This is a genomic window from Streptomyces sp. NPDC058877, from assembly GCF_042742855.1.
Lineage (GTDB): Bacteria > Actinomycetota > Actinomycetes > Streptomycetales > Streptomycetaceae > Streptomyces.
This window is the reverse complement of record NZ_JBHYMF010000057.1, coordinates 1-25,125: the sequence shown is the minus strand read 5'-3', so window position 1 is coordinate 25,125 and position 25,125 is coordinate 1. Positions and strand designations below refer to the sequence as shown.

Genomic DNA, 25,125 nt, shown 5'->3' with positions numbered 1-25,125 from the left:
CCCTCGTCGTCCCAGGAGCCGAATCCCATGGCGAACTTCTCCAAGTCGACCGTGCCGCAGTTCTCTGTGGACGTCTACCAGAACGAATTCCTGCCGGAGGGCGGCCGGGACGTCAGCGCGATCGTCACGGTCACGTCGACCGGTGCCACCGGCGGCGGGGTCGCGGCGGACGCCACGACCGCTGCCGGCGTCGTGATCATGGTCGACTGCTCCGGCTCGATGGACTACCCGTCGACCAAGATGCGCGGCGCGCGCGAGGCGACCGCCGCCGCCGTGGACACCCTGCGCGACGGCACCCGCTTCGCCCTCGTCGCCGGTACGCACGTGGCGCAGGAGGTCTATCCGGGGAACGGCGGCCTCGCCGTCGCCGACGCCCGCACCCGGTCCGAGGCCAAGGAGGCGCTGCGTCGGCTCTCCGCGAGCGGCGGCACGGCGATCGGCACCTGGCTGCGGCTCGCGGACCGGCTGCTCTCCTCCGCCGAGCTCACCATCCGGCACGGCATCCTGCTCACCGACGGCCGCAACGAGCACGAGTCGCCGGAGGCGCTGCAGGCCGCGCTCCGCGCCTGCGCGGGCCGGTTCACCTGCGACGCGCGCGGGGTCGGCACCGACTGGGAGGTCAAGGAGGTCACCGGGATCGCCTCGGCGCTCCTCGGCACGGCCGACATCGTCGCCGACCCGTCCGGGCTCGCCGGCGACTTCACGGCGATGATGGAGCAGGCGATGGGCAAGGGAGTGGCCGACGTCACGCTGCGCCTGTGGACCCCGGTCGGAGCGGAGATCGTCTTCGTGAAGCAGGTCGCACCGACCGTCGAGGACCTGACCGGGCGGCGCACGGAGGCCGGACCGCGCGCCGGGGACTACCCGACGGGCTCGTGGGGCGACGAGTCCCGCGACTACCACGTGAGCGTGCGGGTGCCGCGGGCGGCGGTCGGCCAGGAGATGCTGGCCGCCCGGGTGTCCTTGATCGCGCCGGACCCGGCGGGCGGCGATCCCCGCCCGCTGTCCCAGGGGCTGGTACGGGCGGTGTGGACCGATGACCTCGCGATGTCGACGTCGCTCAACCCCCAGGTCGCGCACTACACGGGCCAGGCGGAGCTCGCGGACGTCATCCAGCAGGGGTTGGATGCCCGCAAATCCGGCGATCTCGACGGCGCGACGGCCAAGCTGGGTCGCGCCGTGCAGCTCGCGGCGGCCTCCGGCAATGGAGATACGGCCAAGTTGCTTTCGAAGGTGGTCGACGTGGTCGATGCGGCGACCGGTACTGTGCGTTTGAAGGCGAAGGTTGCGGAAGCGGACGAGATGACACTCGAAACCCGCTCCACCAAGACCGTTCGCGTCAAGAGGTAGCCCGGTCACCGGGCCGGACGACGAGAGGGGGAAGCACCGACATGCCGACCTGCCCGAACGGACACCAGTCGGTCTCCGACGACTGGTGCGAGGTCTGCGGCCACCGCATGGCCGGGGCGGGTGCGCCGACGGGTGCCGTACCGCCGCCTCCCCCGCCGCCGCCCGCGTACGGATACCCCGGCCCCGCCGCCTCCGGTCAGACCCCGCCGCCGGGTGCTCCGGCGGCTCCCGGCGGCTTCGGCCCCGGCGGCGACCCGAACGCGACGGCCCAGGCGGAGCTGTGCCCCCAGTGCCGCACGCCGCGCGAGCACATGGCGCCGTTCTGCGAGGAGTGCCGCTGGAACTTCCTCACGAACACGGCGACCTCGTACACGCCGCTCGCCCCGCACAACGCTCCGCCGCGGCAACCCGGGCCGCCGCCCGGCCCGAACCTGCCCCCCGGCTTCCAGACCTCGCCGCCCGCCCCGCAACAGCCGTCGGACCCGTTCGGCTACCAGGGCTCGCGGCCCTCGCAGGTGAACCGTCCGGCCGAACCGCTGGGCGCCGAGCCCACGCACCACCAGAACCCGCCCCAGCGCCCGCCGGGCCAGCAGCCGTCGGCCGGCCGGCCGGGCGGCGAACCGTCGGTGCCGCCCGTATACCGCGAGGCCCCGGCCCCCGCGCAGGCGCCGGCTCCGCCCGCACCGCCGCAGCCGCGCGCGGACGACGACTGGGTCCTGTCGCCGCCGTCGCAGCACCGCCCCCCGCAGGGCCCTCCGGCCCCGCCCCAGCACCAGGCCCCGCAACAGCCGCCCCGTCAGGGGCCCCCTCCGCAGCAGGGACAGCAGCCGTTCCAGCCGCCGAGACCGCAGGAGCCGCAGCAGCCACAGCGCTGGACCGCCGTCATCGGCCCCGACCGCACCTACTTCATGGCGATGATGCAGCGCAGCGGCCCGGAGGCCACGGGCCTGAACCTGCCCGCGTACTCGCCGGACAAGCACGTGCCGCTCCAGGGCAGCCAGGTCTCCATCGGTCGCCGCCGGCACTCCACGGGCGAGTCCCCCGACATCGACCTGTCGGTGCCGCCGGAGGACCCGGGCGTCTCCCACCAGCACGCGGTGCTGGTGCAGCAGCCGGACGGTTCGTGGGCGGTGGTGGACCAGAACTCCACCAACGGCACCACCGTCAACGGCGGCGAGGAGCCGATCCAGCCCTACGTCCCGGTCCCCCTCCAGGACGGCGACCGGGTGCACGTCGGGGCCTGGACCACGATCACCGTCCGGCGCGGCTGACCCTCAGACGGCTCCCGGCAGGGGCCAGGCGTACGGCCCCCCGGGATCGTCCAGCCAGGCCCACTGCCGGCCGTCGCTGACCGTCACCCCGAAGCGCTCCCGTTCCGGCCGCCCCTCGCGCAACCAGAGCGAGAGCGCTTCGCGCCGGTCGAGGGCGGCCCCGCCGACCAGCCCCCACAGGAAGCGGAAGCGTTCGTCTCCGGTCGGGCCGCGGCCCGGGCCGCGACGCTCCCCGGTCCGGGCGGCGGCGCCCCGCAACCCCACGAAGTACGCGGAGGTCGCGAGGAACCGCCCCTCCGCGTGCGCGGCACCGTGCACCCGCAGCAGGAGTAGCCCGGTGGACAGCGGGGCGAGGATAAGTGCGCCGGGCCGGCACTGGGCCAGCCAGGGATACGGGATCGAAGGCATCGCGCAGGTCGCCACGATCCGGTCGTACGGGGCGCGCGCGGGACAGCCGCGGGCGCCGTCGGCGGTGAACACCGCAGGCCGGTACCCGGCGGCGGCGAGGTGGCCCCGGGCGGACTCGGCGATCTCCCCGTCCAGGTCGACGGTGGTGACGTGCCCCTCACCGAGGCGGTGGCAGAGCAGGGCCGCGTGGTACCCGCTGCCGGCACCGATCTCCAGGACCTCGTTCCCGTCGCGCACGTCCAGCGCGTCCAGCATGAGCGCCATCAGGGAGGGCTGGCTGGCGGAGGAGACCAGTTCCCCGTCCCGCATCCGGGTGGCGATCGCCGTGTCCGCGTACGCCCCGCGCAGCCAGCGGGCCCGCCGCTCCGGATCGGGGTCGCCGGACCAGAGCCGCTCGTAGCCGCCGGACGCGGAAACGTAGTAGTACGGGACGAAGAGGTGGCGCGGCACCTCGGCGAAGGCCGCCCGCCAGGCGGGATCGGGCAGCAGGCCGCTCGCCTCGATCTCCCGCACGAGCGCCCGCCGCTCCCGCGCGCCGGCCTCCACGAACTCGTCCCGCAGCGTACCCATGCCCCCACTCTCCCGCCGTCCGGGCCCGCCGGCGAGTGGCCGCCGGCGCCACGGCACCGTCCGGGGCGCGCGCCCGGGGCGGTCCGGGGCGGTCCGGGGCCGTCCGGGGCGGTGGCCCGAAGTGGTCCTAAGCCCCGAGTCCTCGGTCCGGGCATCTGAGACGATGGAACGGTGAACGAGATTCCCGGGGAAACGGTGCAGGAGCAGACCTTCTACGAACAGGTCGGCGGCGAGGAGACGTTCCGCCGCCTGGTTCGCCGCTTCTACGAGGGCGTCGCGGAGGATCCGCTGCTGCGTCCCATGTACCCCGAGGAGGACCTCGGCCCGGCGGAAGAACGCCTCGTCCTCTTCCTGATCCAGTACTGGGGCGGCCCCCGCACCTACAGCGACCACCGCGGCCACCCCCGGCTCCGGATGCGCCACGCGCCGTTCACCGTGGACCGGGCGGCCCACGACGCCTGGCTCCGCCACATGCGGACCGCCCTCGATTCCCTCGACCTCGCCCCGGAGCACGAGAGCGAACTGTGGCGCTATCTGACCTACGCGGCGGCCTCGATGGTGAACACGGCGGGCTGAGGTCCGCACCCGGCTCCGGAGCAGCCGCGGATGAATGCATTCCGGAGTCGCGATCCCGCATAACGGTCACGATCGGATCAAGGTCGCCCCGCAAGCGGTTTCCCCGGGTGCGCGCCTTCTGAAAGCATCCGAAAAGACTTTCGGGGGTGCGCGAAGACCGTTCGGCGGGCGGACCCCGATCCGGGTGGCCAGGGGGATGGGTGACGGGGTTCGTTCTTCTGCGCATCAGGGCGCACCGGCTCCTGCTCGCCGCCGCGCTCCTCTCCGTCCTCCTGACGACCTCGGTGCTCACCACCCTCTCCGCCTTCTCCGGAGCGATCGGGGACGCGGCGCTCCAGGCCGCGCTGCGGGGCCGATCCGCAGCCTCCGCCTCGCTCCTCGTGAGCGGACAGGTGCCGGCCGACAAACGGGCCAGCGCCGAAGCCGCCGTCCAGGACGGGATGCGGAAGGCCTTCGACGGCCTTCCGGTGACGGTGCGGCGGCTCGAACGCTCCGGGCCGTACGCCCTGCCCCGCGAGCTCCCACCGCCCGCAGCCCGCACGGACGACCCCGACCTCGCCCACTTCGCGGCGCTCGACCGCACACAGCTCTCCCTCGTGAAGGGTGCCTGGCCCTCGCCCACCCGGGCCGGAGGCGTGCTGGAGACCGCGCTTCCCGAAGAGGCCGCCCGACGCCTCGGCATCGGCCCGGGCACCCTGCTCGACCTCACCGATCGGTTCGACGACCGCGAGCTCACGGTCCGGATCACCGGCGTGTACCGGCCCCGCGACACCGGTTCCCCGTACTGGCAGCTGGATCCGGCGGGCGGGCGCGGCGTCCGCACGGTCGCGTTCACCACCTACGGACCGCTGCTCGTCGACCCGACCGCCCTGGCCTCCGGGGCGCTGAGCCTGGGCGACACCTCCTGGATCGGCTCCGCCGACTACACCGGCTTCGGCACCGACCGGATCGACGCCCTGCGTGCCGCCGCGGTCGCGGGTCCGAAGGAAATGGCCGGTGACACCGGCGCGTTCGGCACCACGATCTCCACGTCGACCGCGCTGCCGACCGTCCTGGACCAGACCCGGCAGGCCCTGCTCGTCTCCCGCTCCACCCTCCTCGTCGTCGCCGTGCAACTGGTGCTGCTCGCCGCGTACGCGCTGCTGCTGGTCGCCCGGCTGCTCAGCACCGAGCGCTCCGGGGAAACGGCCCTGCTGAGGGCCCGCGGCGGTTCACGGCGCCGGATCGCGGGACTCGCCGCCAGCGAGGCGCTGCTGCTCGCCCTGCCCGCGGCGCTCGCCGCCCCCCTGCTGTCCGGACCGCTGACCCGGCTCTTCGCGGAACGGTCCGCACTCGCCGCGCTCGGCGTGGAGCCCGACGCCTCGCCCTCCCTCCGGGTGTGGCTGGTCGCCGCCGGGGTCGCCCTCTGCTGCGCGGCGGCCGTCGTGGCCCCCGCGCTCGCCGCCGGAGACGGATCCGCCGTTTCCCCGCGCAAGACCCGCTCGGCCGCACTGCCCACCCCGATACGGGCCGGGGCCGACCTCGGCCTGCTCGCCGTCGCGGCCATCGCGTACTGGCAGCTCCAACGGCCGGCCGCCGGCGGGGCCCTCGCCACGGACACGACCGGCGGCGGATCCATCGACCCCGTGCTCGTCGCCGCCCCCGCCCTCGCCCTGCTCGCCGGCACCGTCCTGACGCTGCGCCTGCTGCCGCCCACCGCCAGACTGGCCGAGCGGTACGCGGCCGGTGGGCGCGGCCTCTCCGCAGCCCTCGCGGGCTGGCAGTTCAGCCGCCGCCCGCTGCGCGGCGCGGGCCCGGTCCTCCTCCTCGTCCTCGCCGTGGCGATGGGCGTGCTGGCCATCGGGCAGAGCGTCTCGTGGGAGCGTTCGCAGCAGGACCAGGCCGACTTCCGCGCCGGTACCGACGTCCGCGTCTTCGGCGCGGGGCCCGGCGAGCCGACGCGGACCGAACGGCTGGCCGCCGTACCCGGCGTCCAGGCGGTGGCCCCGGTGCACCGGACCTCCCTGGACGTGTCCGGCAAGAACGCCACCGTCCTCGCCGTCGACACCCCCCGCGCCGCCGGCCTGCTGCTGCGCCCCGACCTCGCCGACGTCCCGGTCGGCTCCCTGCTCGCCCCGCTGGCCCCGGGAGACACCGCACCCCGTGGTCTTCCGCTGCCCGCCGGAACCAGCAGCCTCCACCTCGACCTGCGGATGACCGCCCCCACCGGCACCACCGGAACCCGGGTCACGGCCGTCCTGGAGGACCCGAGCGGCGTCCCGTACCGTCAGGCGCTCGGCCCGCTGCCCTCCGACGACCGACGCCACCGGATGAGCCTGGACCTCGGCTCCCTGACCGCAGCGCCCGGCACCGAGGGCGCCCGGGGTTCCGGCGGCCTCCTCGCCCTCACCCGTCTCGAACTCGCCGGCACGATCGCCGACGGCGCGGACCACATCCAGGTCCTCCACGTCGAGGGCCTCACCACGGAGACCTCCGACGGCACCACCCGCGCCCACTCCCCCGCGCGGCTCCTCGCCTCCTGGACCACCGCCGTCAAACAGATCGACCACGGCATCGAGACGGACGGCGGCACCGCCGAGGGCCGGACCGACACGGCGGCCCCCGGCGACCGCCCCGCCCCGTACTCCGTCCCGTTCCCCCTCACCGGCCCGGCGATCGGGTCCCACACGGGGCGCGACGGGTTCGTCCTGCGGCTGACCGCCCCCGCGCCGGAGGCCCCCGCCCGGCTCACCGGTGTGGCCACCGAAGCCTTCATGACCGCGACCGGCGCCGAGCCCGGCGACCCGATCGAGGTGGGCATCGGCGGTCGACAGGTCGGCGTCACCGTCGACCGGGTGGTCAAGGAGCTGCCCACCACCGGGCCGGGCACCCGGGCCGCCTCCGCGTCCGGCACGGCCACCACCCCCGAGGACGGCGGTGCGATCCTCCTCGACCTGGCCTCGGTCAACCGGTTCCTGGCGGCCGGGTCCGGCGGGACCGCGACCGCACCGCCCACCGAGTGGTGGCTGGACGTCGCCCCCGGCCGCACCGCCGAAGTCGCCGCGACCCTGCGCGCCCGCGCCGACACCGAACCGACCCAGGTCCTGGTGCGCGACGAAATCGCCGCCGAGCTCCTCGGCGATCCGCTGGGCGCCGGCCCCAACGCCGCCCTCATGGGGGTCGCCGCTGCCGCCGCCGCACTCGCCGCCGTCGGCTTCGCGGTCGGCTCGGCCGGTGCGGTGCGGGAACGGTCCGCCGAGTTCGGCGTGTTGCGGGCACTCGGCACCCCCCGGTCCACGCTCGCCCGTCTGATCGCCGCCGAACAGGGACTGCTCATCGGCATCGGACTGCTCATCGGCATCGGACTCGGCACCGTCCTGGCCCGGACGGTCGTCCCGCTCGTGGTCCTCACCGGTCAAGCCGGGCGCCCCGTACCCCCCGTCCTCGTCGAACTCCCCCTCGACCAGGTGGGTCTGCTGATCGCCGGGGTAGCCGCCCTGCCGCTCGCCACCGTCGCCGTGATCGCCCTGCGCCGCACCGACCCGGTCGTGACCCTGCGCCACCGGGGAGAGAACTGATGGCGCCGACGGACCCGAGCGGCGCGGACGACCACGAGGGCACCGCCGTGCCCGCCGCCCGCAGGAAGGCCCCCGACATGCCCCGGTCCCGGTCCGACGCACCAGCCCGCCCCGTGGCGCCCTGGGTACGGACCCGGCTGCGCACCGCGCCCCGCGCCGCCGCCTCCCTCGCCCTGCTCGTCCTGGTCACCGCGTACCTCGCGGCAGCACTGCCCCGCGCCGTCGACCGCTACGAGACGGAAGGCCTCCGACACGACGTGCGGAGCGCCGCCCCGCGCAACTCCGTCCTCGAACTGACCACCCAGCCGCCCGCCGCCAACCTCAAGCTGTCCCGGCGCGAGGAACTCCTGGCCCCCGACGTCCTGCGGGACCAGCGCGACCAGGTGCGCGCCCTGCTGCCCGAGCCGCTGCGAACCGACCCGGGGCAGAGCGTCCACGGCATCCGCACCGTCGAACGGGTCACCGGAACCGACCCGTGGCTGCCCCGCCCCGACGGGCTCCCTCCCCGGTTCGTGCTCTCCGCCCCGTCCGACCTCACCGAGCACGGCACGCTGACGAAGGGCCGGCCGGCCGCCGGCACGCCCCGCGCCCCCGAAGCCGTGGTGACCGCCGAGACCGCCGAGGCCCTGCGGCTGAAGCCCGGCTCCGTCGTGCACGTGCCGGGCGGGATCACCCCCGAGCCGGTCGCCGTGACGATCACCGGCATCGTGGAACCCCGCGGCCCCGAGTCCCCCTACTGGGCCGTGGAACCGCTGCTGCGCACCCCTTCGCTCACCCCGGTGGTCGGCGAGGAGATCAGGCACTACTGGCAGGCGGCCCTGCTCCTCTCCCCCGCTTCGGCACCCGCCGTGCTCTCCACCACCGGCGAACCCGAGGTCTACTTCAGGTTCGTGCCGACGAGCGACCACCTCACCGGACGGGACGTCGACCGGCTCTCCACCGCGCTGGACTCCGCGTCCAGCGGCCCCGACCTGGTGAAGATGCGCGCGGTCGTCGGGCCCACCGCCGTCCTCACCACCGGTCTCGACACGATCGTCGACGCGTACCGCTCGATGCGCGGGGCGATCGCCCCGGTCGTCGCCGTCGCCGTCTTCGGCATCGGCGCGGTCGCAGCGGTCGTCCTCACGATGACCGGCGGCCTGTTCGTCGCCCGCCGCGACGGCGAACTCGCCCTGCTCCGCTCCCGCGGCGCCTCGCTCACCGGCATCGGGCTGCGACTGCTCGGCGAAACCGCCGTCGTCACCGCCCCCGCCACCGCGCTCGCCGTCGGCCTCGCCGTGGCCACGGTCCGGCCGCCCGACGCCGGCTCCGGCGGCATCCCCCTCGGCCCCTCCCTCCTCGCCGCCTCGTCCGTCGCCCTGCTCGCGATGCTGGTGCTGCCCGTGCGGGCGGTCGTCCTGCACCGCCGGCCGCGTCTCCACGGAGGCAGGAACGACCTCGTCACCGCCCGCTCCTCCACCCGGCGCGCCGTGCTCGAACTCACCCTGCTCGTGCTCGCCGTCGGTGCGGTCGCCTCGCTGCGCCTGCGCGGCACCTCCGACTCCGGCGACCACCTGGTGAGCGCCACGCCCGTGCTCGTCGGCATGATCGCCGCCCTGGTGCTCATACGGGTCTACCCGCTGCCACTGCGCTGGCTGGCCCGGCCGGCCCGCCGCCTGCGCGGCGCCATCGGGCCACTGGCCCTGGCCAGGGCCGGACGTGCCCCGTCCACGGGCATGCTCCCGCTGCTCGCGCTCGTCCTCGCCCTGAGCACCGCTGCCTTCGGCGGCTCCGTCCTCGCGGGCGTCGCCGACGCCCGCGACCGGGCCGCGCTCCTGGCGACCGGCGCGGACGCCCGGATCGACGGCCCGGTCGAATGGACCCCGCTGCCCGAGGGACTCGTCGCTTCGGTGCGCAGCACGGCGGGAGTGCGGGACCTGGCCACGGTGCAGATCGAGTACGGGGTCACCCTGCCCTCCCGACAGGGCACCTCCACCGGGCCGATGAGCGCCCCGCTCGTGGGCGTCGACCCCGCCTCGTACGCCCGACTCACGGCCGACACCGACCTCGGTCCCTTCCCCGCCGAGCTGCTCGCCTCCACCGGGAAGGGCGGTGCCGGGGCCGTGGCCGACACCGAGCGGGTGCTGCCCGCGGTCGTCTCGTCCACCGTCGCCGAACGGCTCGGCAGCACACCGCTGAAGGTCGTCTCGGCATCCGGCACCTTCCGGGTGAAGGTGGTCGCGGTCCGTGCCACCACCCCGGCCGTGCCCGGCGCGAACTTCCTCCTCGTCAACGGTGCCGACCTCACCCACCGGGCGACCACCACGCTGCTCGTCACCGGGCCGGTGGACGGCGACGCGCTGCGCACCGTCGTGAAGGCGAAGTCGAGCACCCTCTCCGTGGCGATGCGCAGCGAAGGGCGGGCCGGGTACGTGAACTCACCGCTCCAGTCGGGCGCCGAGGGCATCTACCTCGGCGCGATCGGGGCCGGTGCGGGCTACGCCGTCGTCGCCGTCCTGCTCTCCCTCCTCCAGGGCGCACCCGAGCGCAAGGCGCTGCTGGCCCGGCTCCGGACGATGGGCCTCACCAGGAAGCAGGCGAGACGGCTGCTCGGCCTGGAGGCGCTGCCGCAGGCGGTCCTCGCCGCGGGCGGCGGCCTCCTGGTCGGCTGGGCGACGGTGCCGCTGCTCGCCCCCGGCATCGACCTGTTCCAGCTGGCGCTCGCGACGACCCCGGGCTTGGCGCCGCTCGGGAGCGCCCCGCTGCGGGCCGACCCGTGGTCATTGCTGCTGCCCGCCCTCGCCGTCGTCGCCCTGACCGGGCTCGCGGCGGCCGGACAGGCCTGGTGGGCGGGGCGCAGGGGCTCGATCGAGGAACTCAGGGCAGGAGACGCACGATGACGAAGACCGGTACGGCCCCCACGGCGTCCTCCGACACCACCCTGGAGGAACTGGAGCGGAGGGCCACCGCACGGCGCGACCGTCCCTCGTACGGTCATGACGCGCTCATCGCCTGTGACCGCCTCGTCCGCGTCTTCACCACGGACGGAGTGGAGGTGCAGGCGCTCCAAGGGTTGGACCTGCTGGTGCAGGAGGGCGAGTTGATGGCCCTGGTCGGCGCCTCCGGTTCCGGCAAGTCGACGCTGATGAACATCCTGGCCGGCCTGGACGTGCCGACCGCCGGTGCGGCCCGGGTCGCCGGTTGCGACCTGCTCGGCATGGCCGGCAAGGAACGGCTGCGCTACCGTCGCGAGGTCGTCGGCTTCGTCTGGCAGCAGACCGCCCGCAACCTCCTGCCCTATCTGACGGCCGCCCAGAACGTGGCCCTGCCCATGCAGCTGCGGGGACGCTCCCGGCAGAAGGCGCAGCGGGCCGAGGAACTCCTCGCCATGCTGGGCATCTCGGAGATCCGCGACCGGCGCCCGCACCAGCTCTCCGGCGGACAGCAACAGCGGGTGGCGATCGCGGTCGCCCTGGCCAACGCCCCTGCCGTGCTCCTCGCCGACGAACCGACGGGCGAGCTGGACTCGGCCACCGGCGAGCAGGTCTTCGCAGCCTTCCGCCGCGCCAACGAGGAGCTGGGCACGACGATCGTGATCGTCACCCATGACCAGGCCGTCGCCTCCGAGGTCCGGCGCACGGTCGCCATCCGGGACGGCCGCACGTCCTCCGAGGTGCTGCGCCGCACGGAGGTCGACGCGCAGGGTCAGGAGTCCCTGGTGGCACGGGAGTACGCGATGCTCGACCGTGCGGGGCGCCTCCAGCTCCCGGCCGAGTACGTCCAGGCCCTCAAAATGGAACACCGGGTCGCCCTGGAACTGGAACGGGACCACATCGGGGTCTGGCCGGACGAAGCGGAGGGCTGAGGGGCGGCGTCCCGGTGCCCGGGCCGCCCGGCGGGGCAGAGGTCGTCGGGCCCGCCGCCGGTGCGGGGGCCCTCGACCTCGACGTCGGTCACCGGGGAGCGACGCCCAGCGACATCGGCACGGTGCGCAACGCGACCGAACCGTAGGGGGTCCGCAGGCGCAGCCACGGCCCGGAGGCGAACAGGGCCACCGGTGCCTCCCCGGGCGGCAGGAAGCCCAGCGATTGGGCGGCGTGCACGGCCCGCAGGGGCAGTCCGGTGGAACCGAGCGTGCGGGCCCAGATCTCACGGCCGATCCGGTCGCGCTCCGCCCTGGTCCGCAGCTCTTCCGGCAGCTCCTCGTCCCGCGAGCGGAACTCGGAGACGGCGGCGGCGACCACGGCCCGCATCTCGGGCGCACCGGGCAGCCCGGAGACGGGCTGCCAGCCACCGCGCGGCGGCAGGACCCCGGTCCAAGGCGGTCCCGTGACGGAACCGGGGACGACTGCCTTGCCCGCCGACTCCTCGATGCCGTCCAGGAGTTCTCCGGCGGAGACGGTGAGGTCGAACGTGACCTCGTCGACGAGCCGGGCGGTGCGGATCGCGAGCACTTCGAACGACGGCGGCCGTCCGAAGACGGCCAGGGCCCCGCCACCGGCCTGGAGGCGGACGGCGGCAGCCCGGTCGTAGTGGACGAGCCGGGTGAGGAAGGCGGCGAGGGCCGCCGCCTCCCGGGCGTCGGCGAAGTGCAGCGGGGCGAGCACGGTCATGCGGCGGAGCTCATCCCGTCATCGACGTACTCCTGCAGGAACTCGCGTTCCTCGGAGGTGATCCGGCGCGGGCGCTGCGCTTCCAGGTCGAAGGGCACGACGACCGTGGAGGCCCGGACGTAGGTCACGTCGGGATCCTTGATCTCGTAGGCGATCGTCAGCGACGCCGCGCCTATCTTCGTGACCCACGACTCGATGGTCACCGGCTCGTGCCGGTGGACCAGCGGCCGCACGTAGTCGATCTCGTGCCGGGCCACGACGGACCCGCCGGAGAACGAGGGGGAGCCGTCCCCCGGCGCCAGTCGGAACATGAAGTCGATCCGCGCCTCTTCCAGGTACCTCAGGAAGACGACGTTGTTGACGTGCCCGAAGGCGTCCATGTCCGACCAGCGCAGGGGACAGCTGTAGATGTGCCTGGTCACTGACCTCAGCCTCGGGTCAGCTTCTTGTACGTGGCGCGGTGCGGACGGGTGGCGTCCGGGCCGAGCCGCTCGATCTTGTTCTTCTCGTACGACTCGAAGTTGCCCTCGAACCAGAACCACTTGGAGTCGCCCTCGTAGGCCAGGATGTGCGTGGCCACTCGGTCGAGGAACCAGCGGTCGTGGGAGACGACCACGGCGCAGCCCGGGAAGTCGAGCAGCGCGTTCTCCAGCGAGGAGAGGGTTTCGACGTCGAGGTCGTTGGTCGGCTCGTCGAGGAGCAGCAGGTTGCCGCCCTGCTTGAGGGTGAGCGCGAGGTTCAGGCGGTTGCGCTCACCGCCGGAGAGCACGCCGGACGGCTTCTGCTGGTCCGGACCCTTGAAGCCGAACGCGGAGACGTAGGCCCGCGAGGGCATCTCGACCTGGCCGACGTTGATGTAGTCGAGCCCGTCGGAGACGACCTCCCAGAGGGTCTTCTTCGGGTCGATGTTGGCGCGCCCCTGGTCGACGTACGAGATCTTGACGGTCTCGCCGACCTTGATGTCGCCGGAGTCCGGGGTCTCGAAGCCCTGGATCATCTTGAAGAGCGTGGTCTTGCCGGCACCGTTCGGGCCGATGACGCCGACGATGCCGTTGCGCGGCAGGGTGAAGCTCAGGTCGTCGATGAGGACCTTCTCGCCGAAGGCCTTGTTGAGGTTGTCGACCTCGACGACGACGGAACCCAGGCGCGGGCCCGGCGGGATCTGGATCTCTTCGAAGTCCAGCTTCCGCATCTTCTCGGCCTCGGCGGCCATCTCCTCGTAACGAGCGAGACGGGCCTTGGACTTGGCCTGACGCCCCTTGGCGTTCGACCGCACCCACTCCAGCTCTTCCTTGAGGCGCTTCTGCCGCTTCTCGTCCTTCTTGCCCTCGACCTTGAGGCGCTCCGCCTTCTTCTGGAGGTAGGTCGAGTAGTTGCCCTCGTACGGGTGGGCGCGACCGCGGTCGAGTTCGAGGATCCACTCGGCGACGTTGTCGAGGAAGTACCGGTCGTGGGTGATGGCCACGACGGTGCCCTTGTACTGGGCCAGGTGCTGCTCCAGCCAGTTCACGGACTCGGCGTCGAGGTGGTTGGTGGGCTCGTCGAGGAGGAGCAGGTCGGGCGCCTCCAGGAGGAGCTTGCAGAGCGCGACGCGACGCTTCTCACCACCGGAGAGGTTGTTGACCGGCCAGTCGGCGGGCGGGCAGCCCAGCGCGTCCATGGCCTGCTCCAGCTGGGCGTCCAGGTCCCACGCGTTGGCGTGGTCCAGGTCGTCCTGGAGCTTGCCCATCTCCTCCATGAGCGCGTCGGTGTAGTTCGTCGCCATCTCCTCGGCGATGGCGTTGAACCGGTTGAGCTTGCCCTTGATCTCGGCGACGCCGTCCTCGACGTTCTCCAGCACCGTCTTGGACTCGTCGAGCTTCGGCTCCTGCATGAGGATGCCGACGGAGTAGCCGGGCGTGAGGAAGGCGTCACCGTTGGACGGCTGCTCCAGGCCCGCCATGATCTTCAGCACGGTGGACTTACCGGCACCGTTCGGGCCGACCACACCGATCTTCGCGCCCGGCAGGAAGCTCAGCGTCACGTCATCCAGAATGACCTTGTCGCCGTGCGCCTTGCGCGTCTTGCGCATCGTGTAGATGTACTCAGCCAAGAGAAACCGTCCGGCAAAGAGTGAGTGGGCAGATACACCCCATCTTGCCTGACCGCCACCCCCGGGAGCGAACCAGTGGGTGGGTGACGCCCTGACCTGCGGGTTCCTGGACCGCCCCGGTAGCGGCTCGATCACCACCAGTCCCCGTCGATCGACCCCGGGGGCCGTGCGGCCCTGCATCCATCCCCGCGGCTCCGGGGGCGGACGTGCGACGACCCCGGACGCGCATGCGGTCCGGGGTCGTACCGAGGTCAGCGGGCGGGGCGGGTGCGACGCCGATCGCTTCGCGGCATCACCGCTCCGCTCCGGGAGACACGCCCTTCGCTCCGCCGGGTCGGGCCTCGCCCCGGGGTCGGGGACGAGGCCGGGACCTCACCTCACTGGCTCGCGGTCTTCTTCCTGCGGAGGAAGAACACCGCGCCGCCGCCGATCACGACGAGCGCGACGGCGATGCCGGCGATCATCGGGGTGGCGCTGGAGCTACCGGTCTCGGCGAGGTCGCCGCCACCGGTCGTGGTGGTGCCGGTCGTACCGCCCGTGGTGTCACCGGTGGTGCCGCCCGTGGTGGTGGACGGCGTGGTCGGCGTCGCCGAGGGGGTCGTGGACGGGGTCTCGGACGGCTTCGGCGTCGGGGTGGCCGTCTTGCAGTCCAGGACGCCCTCGAAGGTCTCCTCGAAGCCGTTCGGGCCGGTGATCGTGAACTTGTAGGCCTCGTCCTCGGCGAGCGGGACCCGGATGGTCTTCGTCTCACCGGCGGGAACGGTGTACGAGGTGCCCTTCAGGTCGAAGGTCCAGTCCTCGTCGCCCTGGTTGCCGGCGATGACCTCCAGGCCGCCCTTGGCGCAGTCCTTGGCGACCGAGACGGACGGCACGGCGCCCTTCTTGGCCCACGAGGCGGAAGCCTTGGCGGTGACCGTGGAGTCGCTGGAGCCGGCCAGGATCAGGGTCTGCGACGGGCCGTCGATGGAGACGAAGGCGCGGCCGAGGGAGACCTTGGTGGTGGCCTCCGCGGTCAGCTCGGCGGTGCCGTCCGCGGTGCCGGCGGGAACGTCGAAGTAGACCTGGTCGCCGTTCTTGGCCTCGGTGACCGGCTTGCCGTCCTTGTCGACGACCTGAACGCCGGCCGGGGCGCCCGGGGCGGCCTGGAGCTTGGCCTTCTCGGCGTTGGTGGTGACGGTGATCGGGCCGAGCTTCTCACCGGCCTTGCCCGCGACCGTGGACGGGGCGAGGCTCAGGGAGGCCTCGGGCTCCTCGAGCTTCACCGCCTCCTTGAGGAGGAACTTCGTCAGCTTGGCCGCGTCGGAGCTCTTCGGGGTCGCCTTGACGTCGTCCGAGAAGGTCCAGATCGCCGCCTGGGTGCCCGCGGCCGCCTCGTCCTTGGAGAGGTCCACGCCGAGCTTCTCGCCGAGCGCTTCGGCGGAGAACTTGGGGTAGGCGTTCTCCAGGATCCAGAGGATCTTGCCCGCGTTCTCGTTGTTGTGCAGCGAGGACTCGCTCCAGCCAACTTCCTTGTAGTCGAAGTCGTGCTTCGCCTCGGTGCGGAGGTCGATGCAGTAGGTCTGAAGGGTTCCCCCACCCTCGACCTGCATCGTGAAGAGACCACCGCCGACGGGCCAGGTCCCGCCGTCCTTCTCCTTGATCACGACCTTGCCGCCCTCGGTGATGCCACCGAGCAGCTTCGCCGTGACACCGCCGGTCCCCGGCGCGCCCTCATCGGCCAGCGCGGGGCCGGCGGTCGCTATCGTCCCCGCCGCGACGAGGCCGGAGACCAGGGTCGCGGCGGCGAGGCGCACGGCGCCTCGCCCACGAACAGAAAACATTGGATTCCCCTCCGGGCGCGTCACTCCGCGAACTTGGTCGATTCGCGTGGGGGGAGCACACGCCAGCAGACTCACAGACTCGATGGGCTCAGGTGCCACACGAGTACCCAGAAATCCTAGGGACGCGAAGGCCTTCGGTGCCCTGGCATACGGTCAGATAACCATTCCGAATCGGAATCGTTATCAGCAAAGCGAGTTGGTCGACAAATCCACACAACACAAGGTCAGGGTGCGGTTACCGGAGAGGAAGCAGCGCCCTCTCCTTCCCTTGCTTCCTCCCTTTTTCCCTCTTCCTTCGCCGCCGTCCACGGCCCCGTCTCCGTCCACGGCCCTGTCCCCGGTTGCACACGGGACTCCGTCCGCGTCGCACGCCGGAAGGCAGCCGTCCCCCGACTCAGGTCGTGTCCCACGGCCGTTGCGGCCACGTCCACGAAGGTCTTCCGCCGCCCGTCACGCTCCTCCTCGCGCACCTTCAACCGCCCGTGCACGAGGACCGGTTCACCGACCGACACCGAGGCCGCGAGATTGGCCCCGAGGGAACGCCAGGCCGACACCGTGTAGAAACTGGTGCCCCCGTCCGACCAGAGCCCCCGTTCGCGGTCCCAGCGCCGTGCGGTCACCGCCAACCGGAAACGGGCCACCCCGCCCGACACCGTGTCCCGGTATTCCACCGCCGTCGCCACATTGCCGGCGAGCGTCACCATCGTGTCGTTCATGCCCTGCCCCCGACTCCCTGCGCCCCGCTGCTCGGAAACGCCGTGGAGACCATGCTGAGCCGATCGCGACGTCCCCGCCGGAGCCTGTGGACAGGCAGCCCCTCGGGGACAACCCGCTCACCCGGAAGGAGGAATCCGGAGCCCGAAGCGGCCCCGGGCGCCGTCACCTTCCCCGCGCCGCCGTCCTGACCGCCCCCCGTCGGGTCGGGCCGAAACGACCGCTCCCAGCCAGCCGGGACGGCGACGGACGCGTGCCCACCACCGTTGCGTACTGCTCGCGCACCTCCCGGTAGCGCATCAACTCCGCCGCCACCGGATCGAGGACCTTGGCCCGACCACAGGCCGCGGTGGCCTCCCGCAGACGACGCTCGGCCTCCTGCCCGTACCGGCGGGCCGGCCCCTTCACCGCTCCCTCACAGGCCCATTCGACGAGGGGACCGCCGATGATGCCCGCGAGCATCACGAGCACCGGTGGCAGCAGACCGGGCTGCACCACCCCGATGATCTGGCCCACCAGCCAGAGCGCGCCGAAGACCTGCAGGAGCGTCATCACCACCTGTGCGAGGACCGCGGCGGGCCACCAGGCGGGCCGGGGCGGTCGTGCCGCCGGGTTCCCCAGGGAGACGGCGAGGTCGTCCAGGGCTTCGGGAAGGCCCTGCGCCCCCCGCACCGCGGCTTCGCGGACCGCCTGCGCCCAGGGCGCCGGAAGGCCGCGCGAGGACTCGTCGGCCACGATCCGCACCGCCTGCTCGACGCGCTGGCGCGCCGTCAGCTCGTCCTCGGCCGGAGATTCGAGGTGCGGATCGGTGGAGCCGTGCGCGCGGATCCGCTCGTACCAACGGTAGAGCCGCAACCAGGGAGTGCCGCAGGCCCGGATGGCGCCCCTCCGCCAGACCCGCTCGGCGGCCTCACCGGCGGCCTGTGCGCCGACGGCGACCGCGAGCCGGTCCGTGAAGGCGTCCCGCACCCGCTCGTCGAGACCGGGGCGGCCGTCCGAGACGTACACCGGCCGCAGTCGGACGGCAGCGGCATCGACGTCGGCCGCGAGCCGGCTCTCGGACGCGGTGCGCCCCTGGACGAACCGGGCGAGGAGTTCGCGCAGTTCGGGAACCCCCTCACCGGTCAGCGCGGACACGGCCAGGACCGTTGCACCGGGCTCGCCGTGCTCGCCGAGCGCCATGCCGTCCTCGTCGAGGAGGCGTCGCAGGTCGTCGAGGACGAGGTCGGTGGCCTCGGTACCGAGCCGGTCGACCTGGTTGAGGACGACGAAGGTGACTTCGGCGTGTCCGGCGAGCGGCCTCAGATAGCGCTCGTGCAGCGCGGCGTCCGCGTACTTCTCGGGGTCGACGACCCAGATCACCGCGTCGACCAGGTCGAGGACCCGGTCGACCTGGTCGCGGTGGGCGGTGACCGCGGAATCGTGGTCGGGCAGGTCGACGAGGACGAGCCCTTGGAGTTCGGTGTCGCCGGCGCCGCCCGCGAGGGGACGGCGCCGCAACCTGCTGGGGACGGCGAGCCGGTCGAGCAGTCCGGCCGCGCCCTCGGACCAACTGAGGGCGAGCGGTGCGGAGGTGGTGGGTCGGCGCAGTCCGGTCTCGGAGACGGGCACGCCCGCAAGGGCGTTGAAGAGGGTGGACTTGCCGCTTCCGGTGGCCCCGGCGAGAGCGATCACCGTGTGCTGGGAAGAGAGCCGCTGACGTGCCGCGGCCTCGTCGAGGACGCGGCCGGCCTCGGCGAGGGCCTCGCCCTCGACGCGGGTGCGGGAGAGCCCGACGAGCTCGTGGAGGGCGGAGAGGCGGGCCCGCAGCGGGTCGCCGTAGCCACCGCCGAGGGGCGGCAGGACGTCTTCCGCGTCTGCCGCCGCCCCCGTCCCCGCCCTTTCCTCCGACGCGGGACCGGGCCGTTCACCCGCCCGCCGCGCGATCAGACCGTCGTCCCAGCGGCTGCGGCTCCGCTCCCGCTCGTCGTCCACCACGTCACTTCTCCTTCTGCAGTACGGAGAGCGCGGCGATCAGCTCCGCCTGCGGCTCGGGGGTCACGTCGAGCGCGTCGAGCGGGGCGAGGAGCCGGTCGCGCTCGGCGTGCAGGACTCGGTCGACGTACGAGAGGACCAGGGCGCCTCCCTTGTCGCGCAGCCTCAGGGCGATCTGGGCTCCGAGGAGTTCGGCGAGGCGGTCGCCGGCCGCACGGGCACGACGTCCACCGAGCAGGGAGGCGGCGAGCAGGGCGGCGACGGTGTCGGCCTCGGGCAGGGCGCTGCGGGAGCCGGCGGGACGCTCCACGTCCCGTGCCTCTTCCTCCGCCAACTCCTCCAGTACGCGCCGCCAGCGCCGCACCTCCACTCCGATGCGCTCCGCCGCCTCCCTGTCTCCGCCGCTGCCGGTCGGGCCGATGGCCTCGGCGGCGGGTTCGCGGCGCCAGGCGTCCCGGACGCGCTCCTCGGCGGCGGAGACCGCGCAGTGCAGGAGGGCGGCGAGGGACTCGGCGAGGGCGTCGAGGAGTTCCTCGGCGGTGCTGTCCCGGGGGTAGGCGCGCCAGCGGGTGCGGGCGTCACCCGCGAGGACGGCCCCACGACCGAGCTCCTTGCGCACCCGCCGCCCCTGTTCCGCGTAGGCGGTCTCGACGACACCTCCCAGGCGGACGGCGGTGGCGTACTGGGCGGCGACCGCACCGGCCAGTTCGGGCAGCCGGGCGTCGAGGGAGTCGATGACTCCGGAGGCGGTGCGGTCCGCGGCTTGCTGCCGGGCAGCCGGGTCCTCGGCGCAGTGGGCGAGCCAACCGCGCAGCGGGGCGACGGCGCTCTCGGGCAGCAGCCCGCTGCCGCCGCCCGTGGACTCGGGCAGTTCGGGAATGGTGAACCGGGGCACCTCGTCGAAACCCGCCTTGTCGAGCAGCGCCTCGTACTGACGGGAGACCTCTCCGATGACCTGGTGGGGAACGCGGTCCAGGACGGTGACGAGGGTGGCGTCGTACTCCTTGGCGGTGCGGAGCAGGTGCCAGGGCACGGCGTCGGCGTACCGCGAGGCGGTGGTGACCATCACCCAGATGTCGGCGGCACAGATCAACTCGGCGGCGAGCAGCCGGTTCTCGACGACGAGGGAGTCGATGTCGGGTGCGTCGAGGAGGGCGAGCCCCCGGGGCAGGGCGCCGGCCGTCTCGACGCGCAGGGCGTTGTCCTCGGGCGCGGGCTCGTCGACGGGGCGGTCCTCATCGGCCTGGGGCAGCCAGACGCGGGTGAGCTGCGGGAGGACCCGTGTTCCGGCGAACCAGTGGTGGTCCTCGGGGTGACAGACGAGCACCGGCGTCCGGGTGGTGGGCCTGAGTACCCCCGCCTCGCTGACGCGCCGCCCGACGAGGGAATTGACCAGGGTGGACTTCCCGGCCCCGGTGGACCCTCCGATGACGGCGAGGAGCGGCGCGTCGGGGTCTTTCAGCCGGGGCACCAGATAGTCGTCGAGTTGGGCGAGCAACTCGGCACGGGTCTGTCGGGCGCGGGGCGTGTCGGGCAGGGGCAACGGGAGACGCACGGCGGCGACTCGGTCGCGCAGGGCGGAGAGTGCGTCGATCAGCTGAGGCCGTTCGTCCAAGGTCACCACATGCGAAGAATGCCCAATTTATGAGTGTTTTTGAAGCGTATGGCGGCCCTGCGCGCCGAAGAGAAGAGTGGTGGCCGGAAGCCCGGGCATAACGACTACACAACACCCGCGCCAAGCGGCGTGAAAAGCGCTGCGCAAATCGCACCTGCCTGCGATTATCGTTCCGCTTCACCGAACCTCCACATCGTGCCACGCAGGTGAAGCAACCGGGCCAAGGCGATCGGAGCCCTATCCTTGTCCCGGCAGGCCACACCCCACCTACCAGGGGTTCCCGGCCGCACGGCCACTACCCGGCCCCCGTAGCTCAGCGGATAGAGCAGGTGCCTTCTAAGCACTTGGCCGCAGGTTCGAGTCCTGCCGGGGGCGCTCCGCACAAGACCCTCCTTCGGGAGGGTCTTTTTGCTGGTCAGGGACGGTTTTCGGCCGGTGACAAGGAGACCGGGAGGGACGTCCCCACTGGCTGAATCTGTCCGGCTGAATCCGGTCAGAGGCGGTCCCTGGCGGCTGGATTTCCCGAAAACTTCCCGAAGTTTTGACGTCGCCCGCTGTCCTGCCTCACTCGGATCCGCGTGCTCTCCTCCGCCACCGGGCGCCTGGCTGAATGACGTCGAGCTGCCCCTCCACGCCGGCCGGAAGGCAGGAGCGCGGCACGGGGTTGGGGGAGGCGAGCGAGGCTGCGAAGATCGCGACCAGATCGTGCGGCGTGCTGCCGCTGAAGGTCGCGCACCAGAGATACGAGGCGCCGGCAGAAGGTTCCGCCCACGCCTGCCAACCGAAGCAACCAGGCCGCGGATCGGCATCGCGAACGAGCGGGGGCGCCTCCTCCAGCGAGATGCCGGCGGAGAGTCCGGGGGCAAGAGCGGCGATGTGCGGACGGTCGATGTCGCGTACCCATCCTTGGGCACAGACCGCCGCGAGGACGATCTCGGGGCCATCGAAGGAGAAGGCGGGGTCCGTGCGGGCGTCGAGGGCGAGAAGGAAGTCGGTCAGCGCCTCGTGGGGGACGCCGGCGGTGAAGTACGCGTTCCACTCTGGTAGGCCGCTAGCGGAGTGCGACCGGGCAGAAACCTGCCAGGCAACCGGAAGGTCCCCCAGCTCGAACGAGCAGGCAGCGCGTGTCCACTCGGCACCGCACAGCCCGTTGGGGCTCGTGTAGAGAAGGGTGTCGCGGGCGGTCGGCCACATCCGCCAGCCTGCGGACGAGAGGGCTGCGCCTGCTTGGTCCGCGAGCGCTTCGTCGTCGCCGGCCAGGTGGCGAGGGGATACCCAGTACACCGGCTCGGAGTAGGAATGATCGTCGCGATGGTGCAGGTACAGGGCGCCTCCATGCGGTTGAGGTTCTGGGCGGTCGTCCACGGTGACATGGGTGCGGAGCCGTATCCAGTCCTGTCGGTTCCTTCCTCGTCTGCCCCCGGCGAACTGACGCAGCAGAGGGGCTCGGCTGCGGCCGAGCCCCTCTGGTCCGGTGGCACAGCTGTTTTCCATGCCTGTCGGACGCGAGTGTGATGATCCTTCGCATGGCTACCTGGCTCGATGGCACCGACTTCGCCCGCTACGCGCTCATCCCTGAGGAACTGCTTCCGGCATGGGAAGGGACCGAGGCGGACGACGTGATCGATGAATACGTGTCGGCCTTCCCTCTGGCCGGGCGCGACGTCCTGACGCTCGGAGGCGAGCCCCTGCCCGTCACCTGGCTCGCCGAGCACCTCACGTTCGCACGCTGGTGCTACGCCGACGACGACACGGGCCTACTCTCCGCACTCAGGGCCGCCGCGGGATCCAACGATTGGAAGGACGTCGTCTCCCTCGAACTCGGAGGACGATACGTCCTGGCCGACGCCGCTTACGAGCCCGACAGGATCCTCGGCTCGCTGCGGGACGCACAGCAGCGGCCGGTGGAGGCGTTCCGCGTCGAACTGCCGTCGGGCCGCTATCGGGTCCAGTCGCTGACCATCGATCCCGACCCGAATACGCAGTTCATACTGGACCGGCTGCTGCCCGAATAACCGGTCGGCCGACGGATCCTCCCTCTGGTGGGATGCGGTCATGTACTACGACGACCTCAGCCCCTACGCCTACTCCCCCGCAGAGGAAGGCGACGTGTTCACGGAGGTCAGCACCGGCACGCTGTACGTCACCGTTCGGGGCGCTTACCGGCGGCTCAACATCGGCTGGCTGGAGACCGGACGGCCCTGGACCGCTGGGCCGACACCTGCGGAGTTCGCGTCCAAGCTACTGACAGTGCTGGAGACGCAGGCCGTGAACGAAGCCCTCGGCCTGCACGAATGTGACCTGTGTCCCGAACCGCTCGACGACGCCCACCCCTGGTACGAACCCCGGCCGGGACACCGCCGCGCGAGCGTCGGCACGGGCGAGATCCGCGTGCCCAGGGCTCCGAGGACCGCCTACGCGGCACCCTCCCTCATCGGGCACTACGTACTCGACCACGGCTACCTGCCGCCCCGGGAGTTCGTCGACGCCGTCCTCGCTTTCGACCTCCAGGACCGCTCGACAGCCTTCCCCTCGATCGCCTTCCCCTGGATCCCCGACGACGCCGAGCTGTACGACGCCTTGGTCGAGTGAGATCGGGCGGCGGCAGCACAAGCGGAGGGCCCGGATCTCGGAGGAAGCCGGATCGGCCTCGAGAGGGCGGCCGCCCACTTCAGCGAGCGCGCCCCGGCGTCCTGGGAGTCCGAGGAGAGGGCACCGTGGCAGTCGGCGCCACGAGCGTGCCGGGGAGCTTCTGGGGACCTTCGATGCGCTGCTGGAGTTCGGCGATCTGGCCGGTGATGCAGCGCGCGTAGGTGGAGAGCAGGACGGGGACGCTGTTGCCGGCCCAGTCGGCGACCTGGGCGGGCGGGATGCCGTTGTTGAGCCAGGTCGTCAGGCAGGTGTGGCGGAGGTCGTACACGCGCTTGCCGACGGGCGAGTTGTACTCGTGCTCGGGCAGGACGGCCTTGCGGGCCTTGGCCCAGATCCGTCGGTAGACGGAGCCTGCCAGGAGGCCGCCCTTCTCGCCGGGGAAGAGCAGGTCGCCGGGCTTGAGCTGATCGCGGGCGATCAGGTCCCGAAGGCTCGCGACGAGGTCGGGGTGGAGGGGGACGGTACGGGTGTCGCCGGATGCCCGGCCCTTGAGGTGGCGGGTCTCGTGGACCTCGCCGTCGTCGGTCCAGTGGCTGCCGACCTCGGGCTCGGCTGTGTGGACGCGGAGCTCGCCCCAGCCGGTAGCCGGGAGGACGGCGTCCTCGACTCGCAGGGCGACCGCTTCCTCGGGGCGCAAGCCGGCGTAGTACAGGGTCGCGAAGAACACGGTGAGCCGGTGGCCGGTGCGAGGACGCGCGGCGATCCAAACGAGCAGGGCAGCCACCTGGTGGGGGTTGAGGAGGGATCGCTTGTCGACGGCGCCGGAGGTCTTCGGAGCGGCGTTCTCCTCCTTTCCCTTGGGCATGGGATTGGCCCGGAGGACGTTCTGACGGACGGCATGGCGCAGGGCCACGTTGAGGACGCGGCGGTAGCGCTTCGCGGAGCTGGCAGCGGCCGGCGTGCCGTCGAGGACGGTGTCGAGCGCATGGAGGACGGCGTCGACGTGCCTGGTGTCCTCCCAGGCGCTCATCGGGAGCGAGTTGCGGCGGATCCAGGCCAGGATCGCCCGGTACTCGGGTGGGGCCTCGTCCCGGCGGTTCTTGTTGAAGGCGTACTCGCGCAGCGCCTTGCGGACGTCGACGCCCTCGTGGTGGACGGGCTCGGCCCGGAGGAGGGCGAGCGTGGCCTTGGTCAGGGCCTTGGCGGTGCTGATGCGGTTGTTCGCCGAGATACGGGACCACTTCATATCGACGTACTGGAGGGCGAAGTCGTACCAGGTGATCTCGGTGGACAGCGCAGCGTGTGAGGCAGGCCGGCCGGTGTCCAGGTCGAAGAGCTCGCCGTTGTTGGCGGCGACGAGCAGGGTGGCGCGGAAGGACTCGGCGAGCGCGCTCTTCTTGAACGTCTCGCCGTGTCGCCGGCCGTCGACCGACCAGCGGACGGTGTAGGTACTGCCGCGCTTCCCCTCGTAGACCTCCGTCTTGTAGAAGCGGACCTTGTAAGACCGGTTGGTCACGCAGCGGCCTCACAGTCGCTGAGCCAGTTCTCCAGGTCGCTGCGGCGGACGCGCAGGCTGCCGTTCGGGAGTTTCACGCAGCGGGGCGCGCGTCCCTTCTGACGCCAGTCGTAGAAGGTCGACCGGGAAATGCGCAGCTCTTCGCAGAGCTCGTCGACGGTGAGTTTTTCTTCGGAGCGACGGGTGGCGGATATCGGGGATCGGCGCAAGGTTTCTCTTTCGGGAAATAGACATGCCTCTGGCAGGGTCCGGACGGCAGGAGTTCCGGGACCCACGATGATCCGCAGAATCGCCGGTTAGGCTAACCGGCGATCGTCGGCTATGTTGCGCCCGCTCCGACCGGTTCCGGGTGCGTGCGAAGGCCGACGAGGAGGGCCTGCGGAGGCACCCCGAGGGCGGCGGCGATGGTGACGAGGTCGTCGATGTCGCAGCGGCGGACGGTGCGTTCGATGCGGGAGAGCGCGGTGAACGTCATGGG

Annotated in this window: 19 protein-coding genes and 1 tRNA gene; 9 read left to right on the top strand and 11 right to left on the bottom strand. The window is 72.4% G+C overall.

The annotated features are described in order from the left end of the window. The first annotated feature begins 27 nt into the window (after window positions 1–27). Window positions 28–1,350 carry a VWA domain-containing protein gene (locus tag ACFW2Y_RS15930; protein ID WP_384878622.1) on the top strand — a complete coding sequence of 441 codons (1,323 nt, stop codon included), beginning with the start codon at window positions 28–30 and terminating at the stop codon, window positions 1,348–1,350. 41 nt (window positions 1,351–1,391) lie between these two features. After that, window positions 1,392–2,621, top strand: coding sequence for an FHA domain-containing protein (locus ACFW2Y_RS15925; RefSeq protein WP_384878619.1), 1,230 nt, complete (start codon window positions 1,392–1,394; stop codon window positions 2,619–2,621). Window positions 2,622–2,624: 3 nt separating this feature from the next. On the opposite strand, the gene ACFW2Y_RS15920 is transcribed toward ACFW2Y_RS15925, so the two are convergent. Further along, complete coding sequence (locus ACFW2Y_RS15920; RefSeq protein ID WP_384878616.1) at window positions 2,625–3,599, bottom strand: methyltransferase domain-containing protein; 975 nt, start codon at window positions 3,597–3,599, stop codon at window positions 2,625–2,627. 171 nt (window positions 3,600–3,770) lie between these two features. Between ACFW2Y_RS15920 and ACFW2Y_RS15915 the strand changes: the two genes are divergently transcribed. The 4 genes from ACFW2Y_RS15915 to ACFW2Y_RS15900 all read left to right on the top strand — a co-directional run bounded on the left by ACFW2Y_RS15915 (window position 3,771) and on the right by ACFW2Y_RS15900 (window position 11,576). Continuing rightward, window positions 3,771–4,175 (top strand): globin, encoded by a 405-nt coding sequence (locus ACFW2Y_RS15915; protein WP_384878614.1) that lies wholly within the window; start codon window positions 3,771–3,773, stop codon window positions 4,173–4,175. A 200-nt stretch (window positions 4,176–4,375) separates the two neighbouring features. Continuing rightward, window positions 4,376–7,732 carry an FtsX-like permease family protein gene (locus ACFW2Y_RS15910; RefSeq protein WP_384878611.1) on the top strand — a complete coding sequence of 1,119 codons (3,357 nt, stop codon included), beginning with the start codon at window positions 4,376–4,378 and terminating at the stop codon, window positions 7,730–7,732. 77 nt (window positions 7,733–7,809) lie between these two features. Then, window positions 7,810–10,611 (top strand): FtsX-like permease family protein, encoded by a 2,802-nt coding sequence (locus ACFW2Y_RS15905; protein ID WP_384878647.1) that lies wholly within the window; start codon window positions 7,810–7,812, stop codon window positions 10,609–10,611. Then, the gene (locus ACFW2Y_RS15900) at window positions 10,608–11,576 is read left to right on the top strand and encodes an ABC transporter ATP-binding protein (RefSeq protein WP_384878608.1); all 969 of its coding nucleotides are present in this window, start codon (window positions 10,608–10,610) and stop codon (window positions 11,574–11,576) included. Before ACFW2Y_RS15905 ends, ACFW2Y_RS15900 begins: the two co-directional genes overlap by 4 nt. Window positions 11,577–11,664: 88 nt before the next feature. Here ACFW2Y_RS15900 and ACFW2Y_RS15895 read toward each other — a convergent pair whose 3' ends face one another. From ACFW2Y_RS15895 to ACFW2Y_RS15865, 7 genes are all read right to left on the bottom strand, one after another. Next, complete coding sequence (locus ACFW2Y_RS15895; protein WP_384878606.1) at window positions 11,665–12,324, bottom strand: hypothetical protein; 660 nt, start codon at window positions 12,322–12,324, stop codon at window positions 11,665–11,667. After that, window positions 12,321–12,746, bottom strand: a complete 426-nt coding sequence (locus ACFW2Y_RS15890; RefSeq protein ID WP_384878603.1) for an acyl-CoA thioesterase — start codon at window positions 12,744–12,746, stop codon at window positions 12,321–12,323. Before ACFW2Y_RS15890 ends, ACFW2Y_RS15895 begins: the two co-directional genes overlap by 4 nt. Window positions 12,747–12,751: 5 nt before the next feature. Continuing rightward, window positions 12,752–14,416 (bottom strand): energy-dependent translational throttle protein EttA, encoded by a 1,665-nt coding sequence (gene ettA, locus ACFW2Y_RS15885; RefSeq protein ID WP_384878600.1) that lies wholly within the window; start codon window positions 14,414–14,416, stop codon window positions 12,752–12,754. 377 nt (window positions 14,417–14,793) lie between these two features. After that, window positions 14,794–16,236: an LAETG motif-containing sortase-dependent surface protein gene (locus ACFW2Y_RS15880; RefSeq protein ID WP_384878597.1), complete on the bottom strand. Its 1,443-nt coding sequence runs from the start codon at window positions 16,234–16,236 to the stop codon at window positions 14,794–14,796. Between the two features lie 224 nt (window positions 16,237–16,460). Beyond that, window positions 16,461–16,952, bottom strand: a complete 492-nt coding sequence (locus ACFW2Y_RS15875; protein ID WP_384878594.1) for a single-stranded DNA-binding protein — start codon at window positions 16,950–16,952, stop codon at window positions 16,461–16,463. A gap of 163 nt (window positions 16,953–17,115) precedes the next feature. Further along, window positions 17,116–18,927 carry a GTPase gene (locus ACFW2Y_RS15870; RefSeq protein ID WP_384878591.1) on the bottom strand — a complete coding sequence of 604 codons (1,812 nt, stop codon included), beginning with the start codon at window positions 18,925–18,927 and terminating at the stop codon, window positions 17,116–17,118. Window position 18,928: 1 nt separating this feature from the next. Next, on the bottom strand, window positions 18,929–20,539 hold the full coding sequence (locus tag ACFW2Y_RS15865) for a dynamin family protein (protein WP_384878589.1): 1,611 nt from the start codon (window positions 20,537–20,539) through the stop codon (window positions 18,929–18,931). 302 nt (window positions 20,540–20,841) lie between these two features. On the opposite strand from ACFW2Y_RS15865, the gene ACFW2Y_RS15860 reads away from it, so the two are divergent. Further along, window positions 20,842–20,914 (top strand) — tRNA-Arg (locus tag ACFW2Y_RS15860). A 189-nt stretch (window positions 20,915–21,103) separates the two neighbouring features. Here the strand turns inward: ACFW2Y_RS15860 and ACFW2Y_RS15855 are convergent. Continuing rightward, window positions 21,104–21,823, bottom strand: coding sequence for a DUF317 domain-containing protein (locus ACFW2Y_RS15855; RefSeq protein ID WP_384878587.1), 720 nt, complete (start codon window positions 21,821–21,823; stop codon window positions 21,104–21,106). A 242-nt stretch (window positions 21,824–22,065) separates the two neighbouring features. Between ACFW2Y_RS15855 and ACFW2Y_RS15850 the strand changes: the two genes are divergently transcribed. Further along, window positions 22,066–22,554: an Imm21 family immunity protein gene (locus ACFW2Y_RS15850; RefSeq protein ID WP_384878584.1), complete on the top strand. Its 489-nt coding sequence runs from the start codon at window positions 22,066–22,068 to the stop codon at window positions 22,552–22,554. 40 nt (window positions 22,555–22,594) lie between these two features. Next, window positions 22,595–23,131, top strand: a complete 537-nt coding sequence (locus ACFW2Y_RS15845) for a hypothetical protein (RefSeq protein WP_384878582.1) — start codon at window positions 22,595–22,597, stop codon at window positions 23,129–23,131. Window positions 23,132–23,210: 79 nt separating this feature from the next. Here the strand turns inward: ACFW2Y_RS15845 and ACFW2Y_RS15840 are convergent, their stop codons facing one another. Together ACFW2Y_RS15840 and ACFW2Y_RS15835 are read right to left on the bottom strand one after the other, a co-directional pair. Beyond that, window positions 23,211–24,647, bottom strand: coding sequence for a tyrosine-type recombinase/integrase (locus ACFW2Y_RS15840; protein ID WP_384878579.1), 1,437 nt, complete (start codon window positions 24,645–24,647; stop codon window positions 23,211–23,213). Then, window positions 24,644–24,856, bottom strand: coding sequence for a helix-turn-helix transcriptional regulator (locus ACFW2Y_RS15835; protein WP_384878576.1), 213 nt, complete (start codon window positions 24,854–24,856; stop codon window positions 24,644–24,646). Before ACFW2Y_RS15835 ends, ACFW2Y_RS15840 begins: the two co-directional genes overlap by 4 nt. Window positions 24,857–25,125 lie beyond the last annotated feature (269 nt).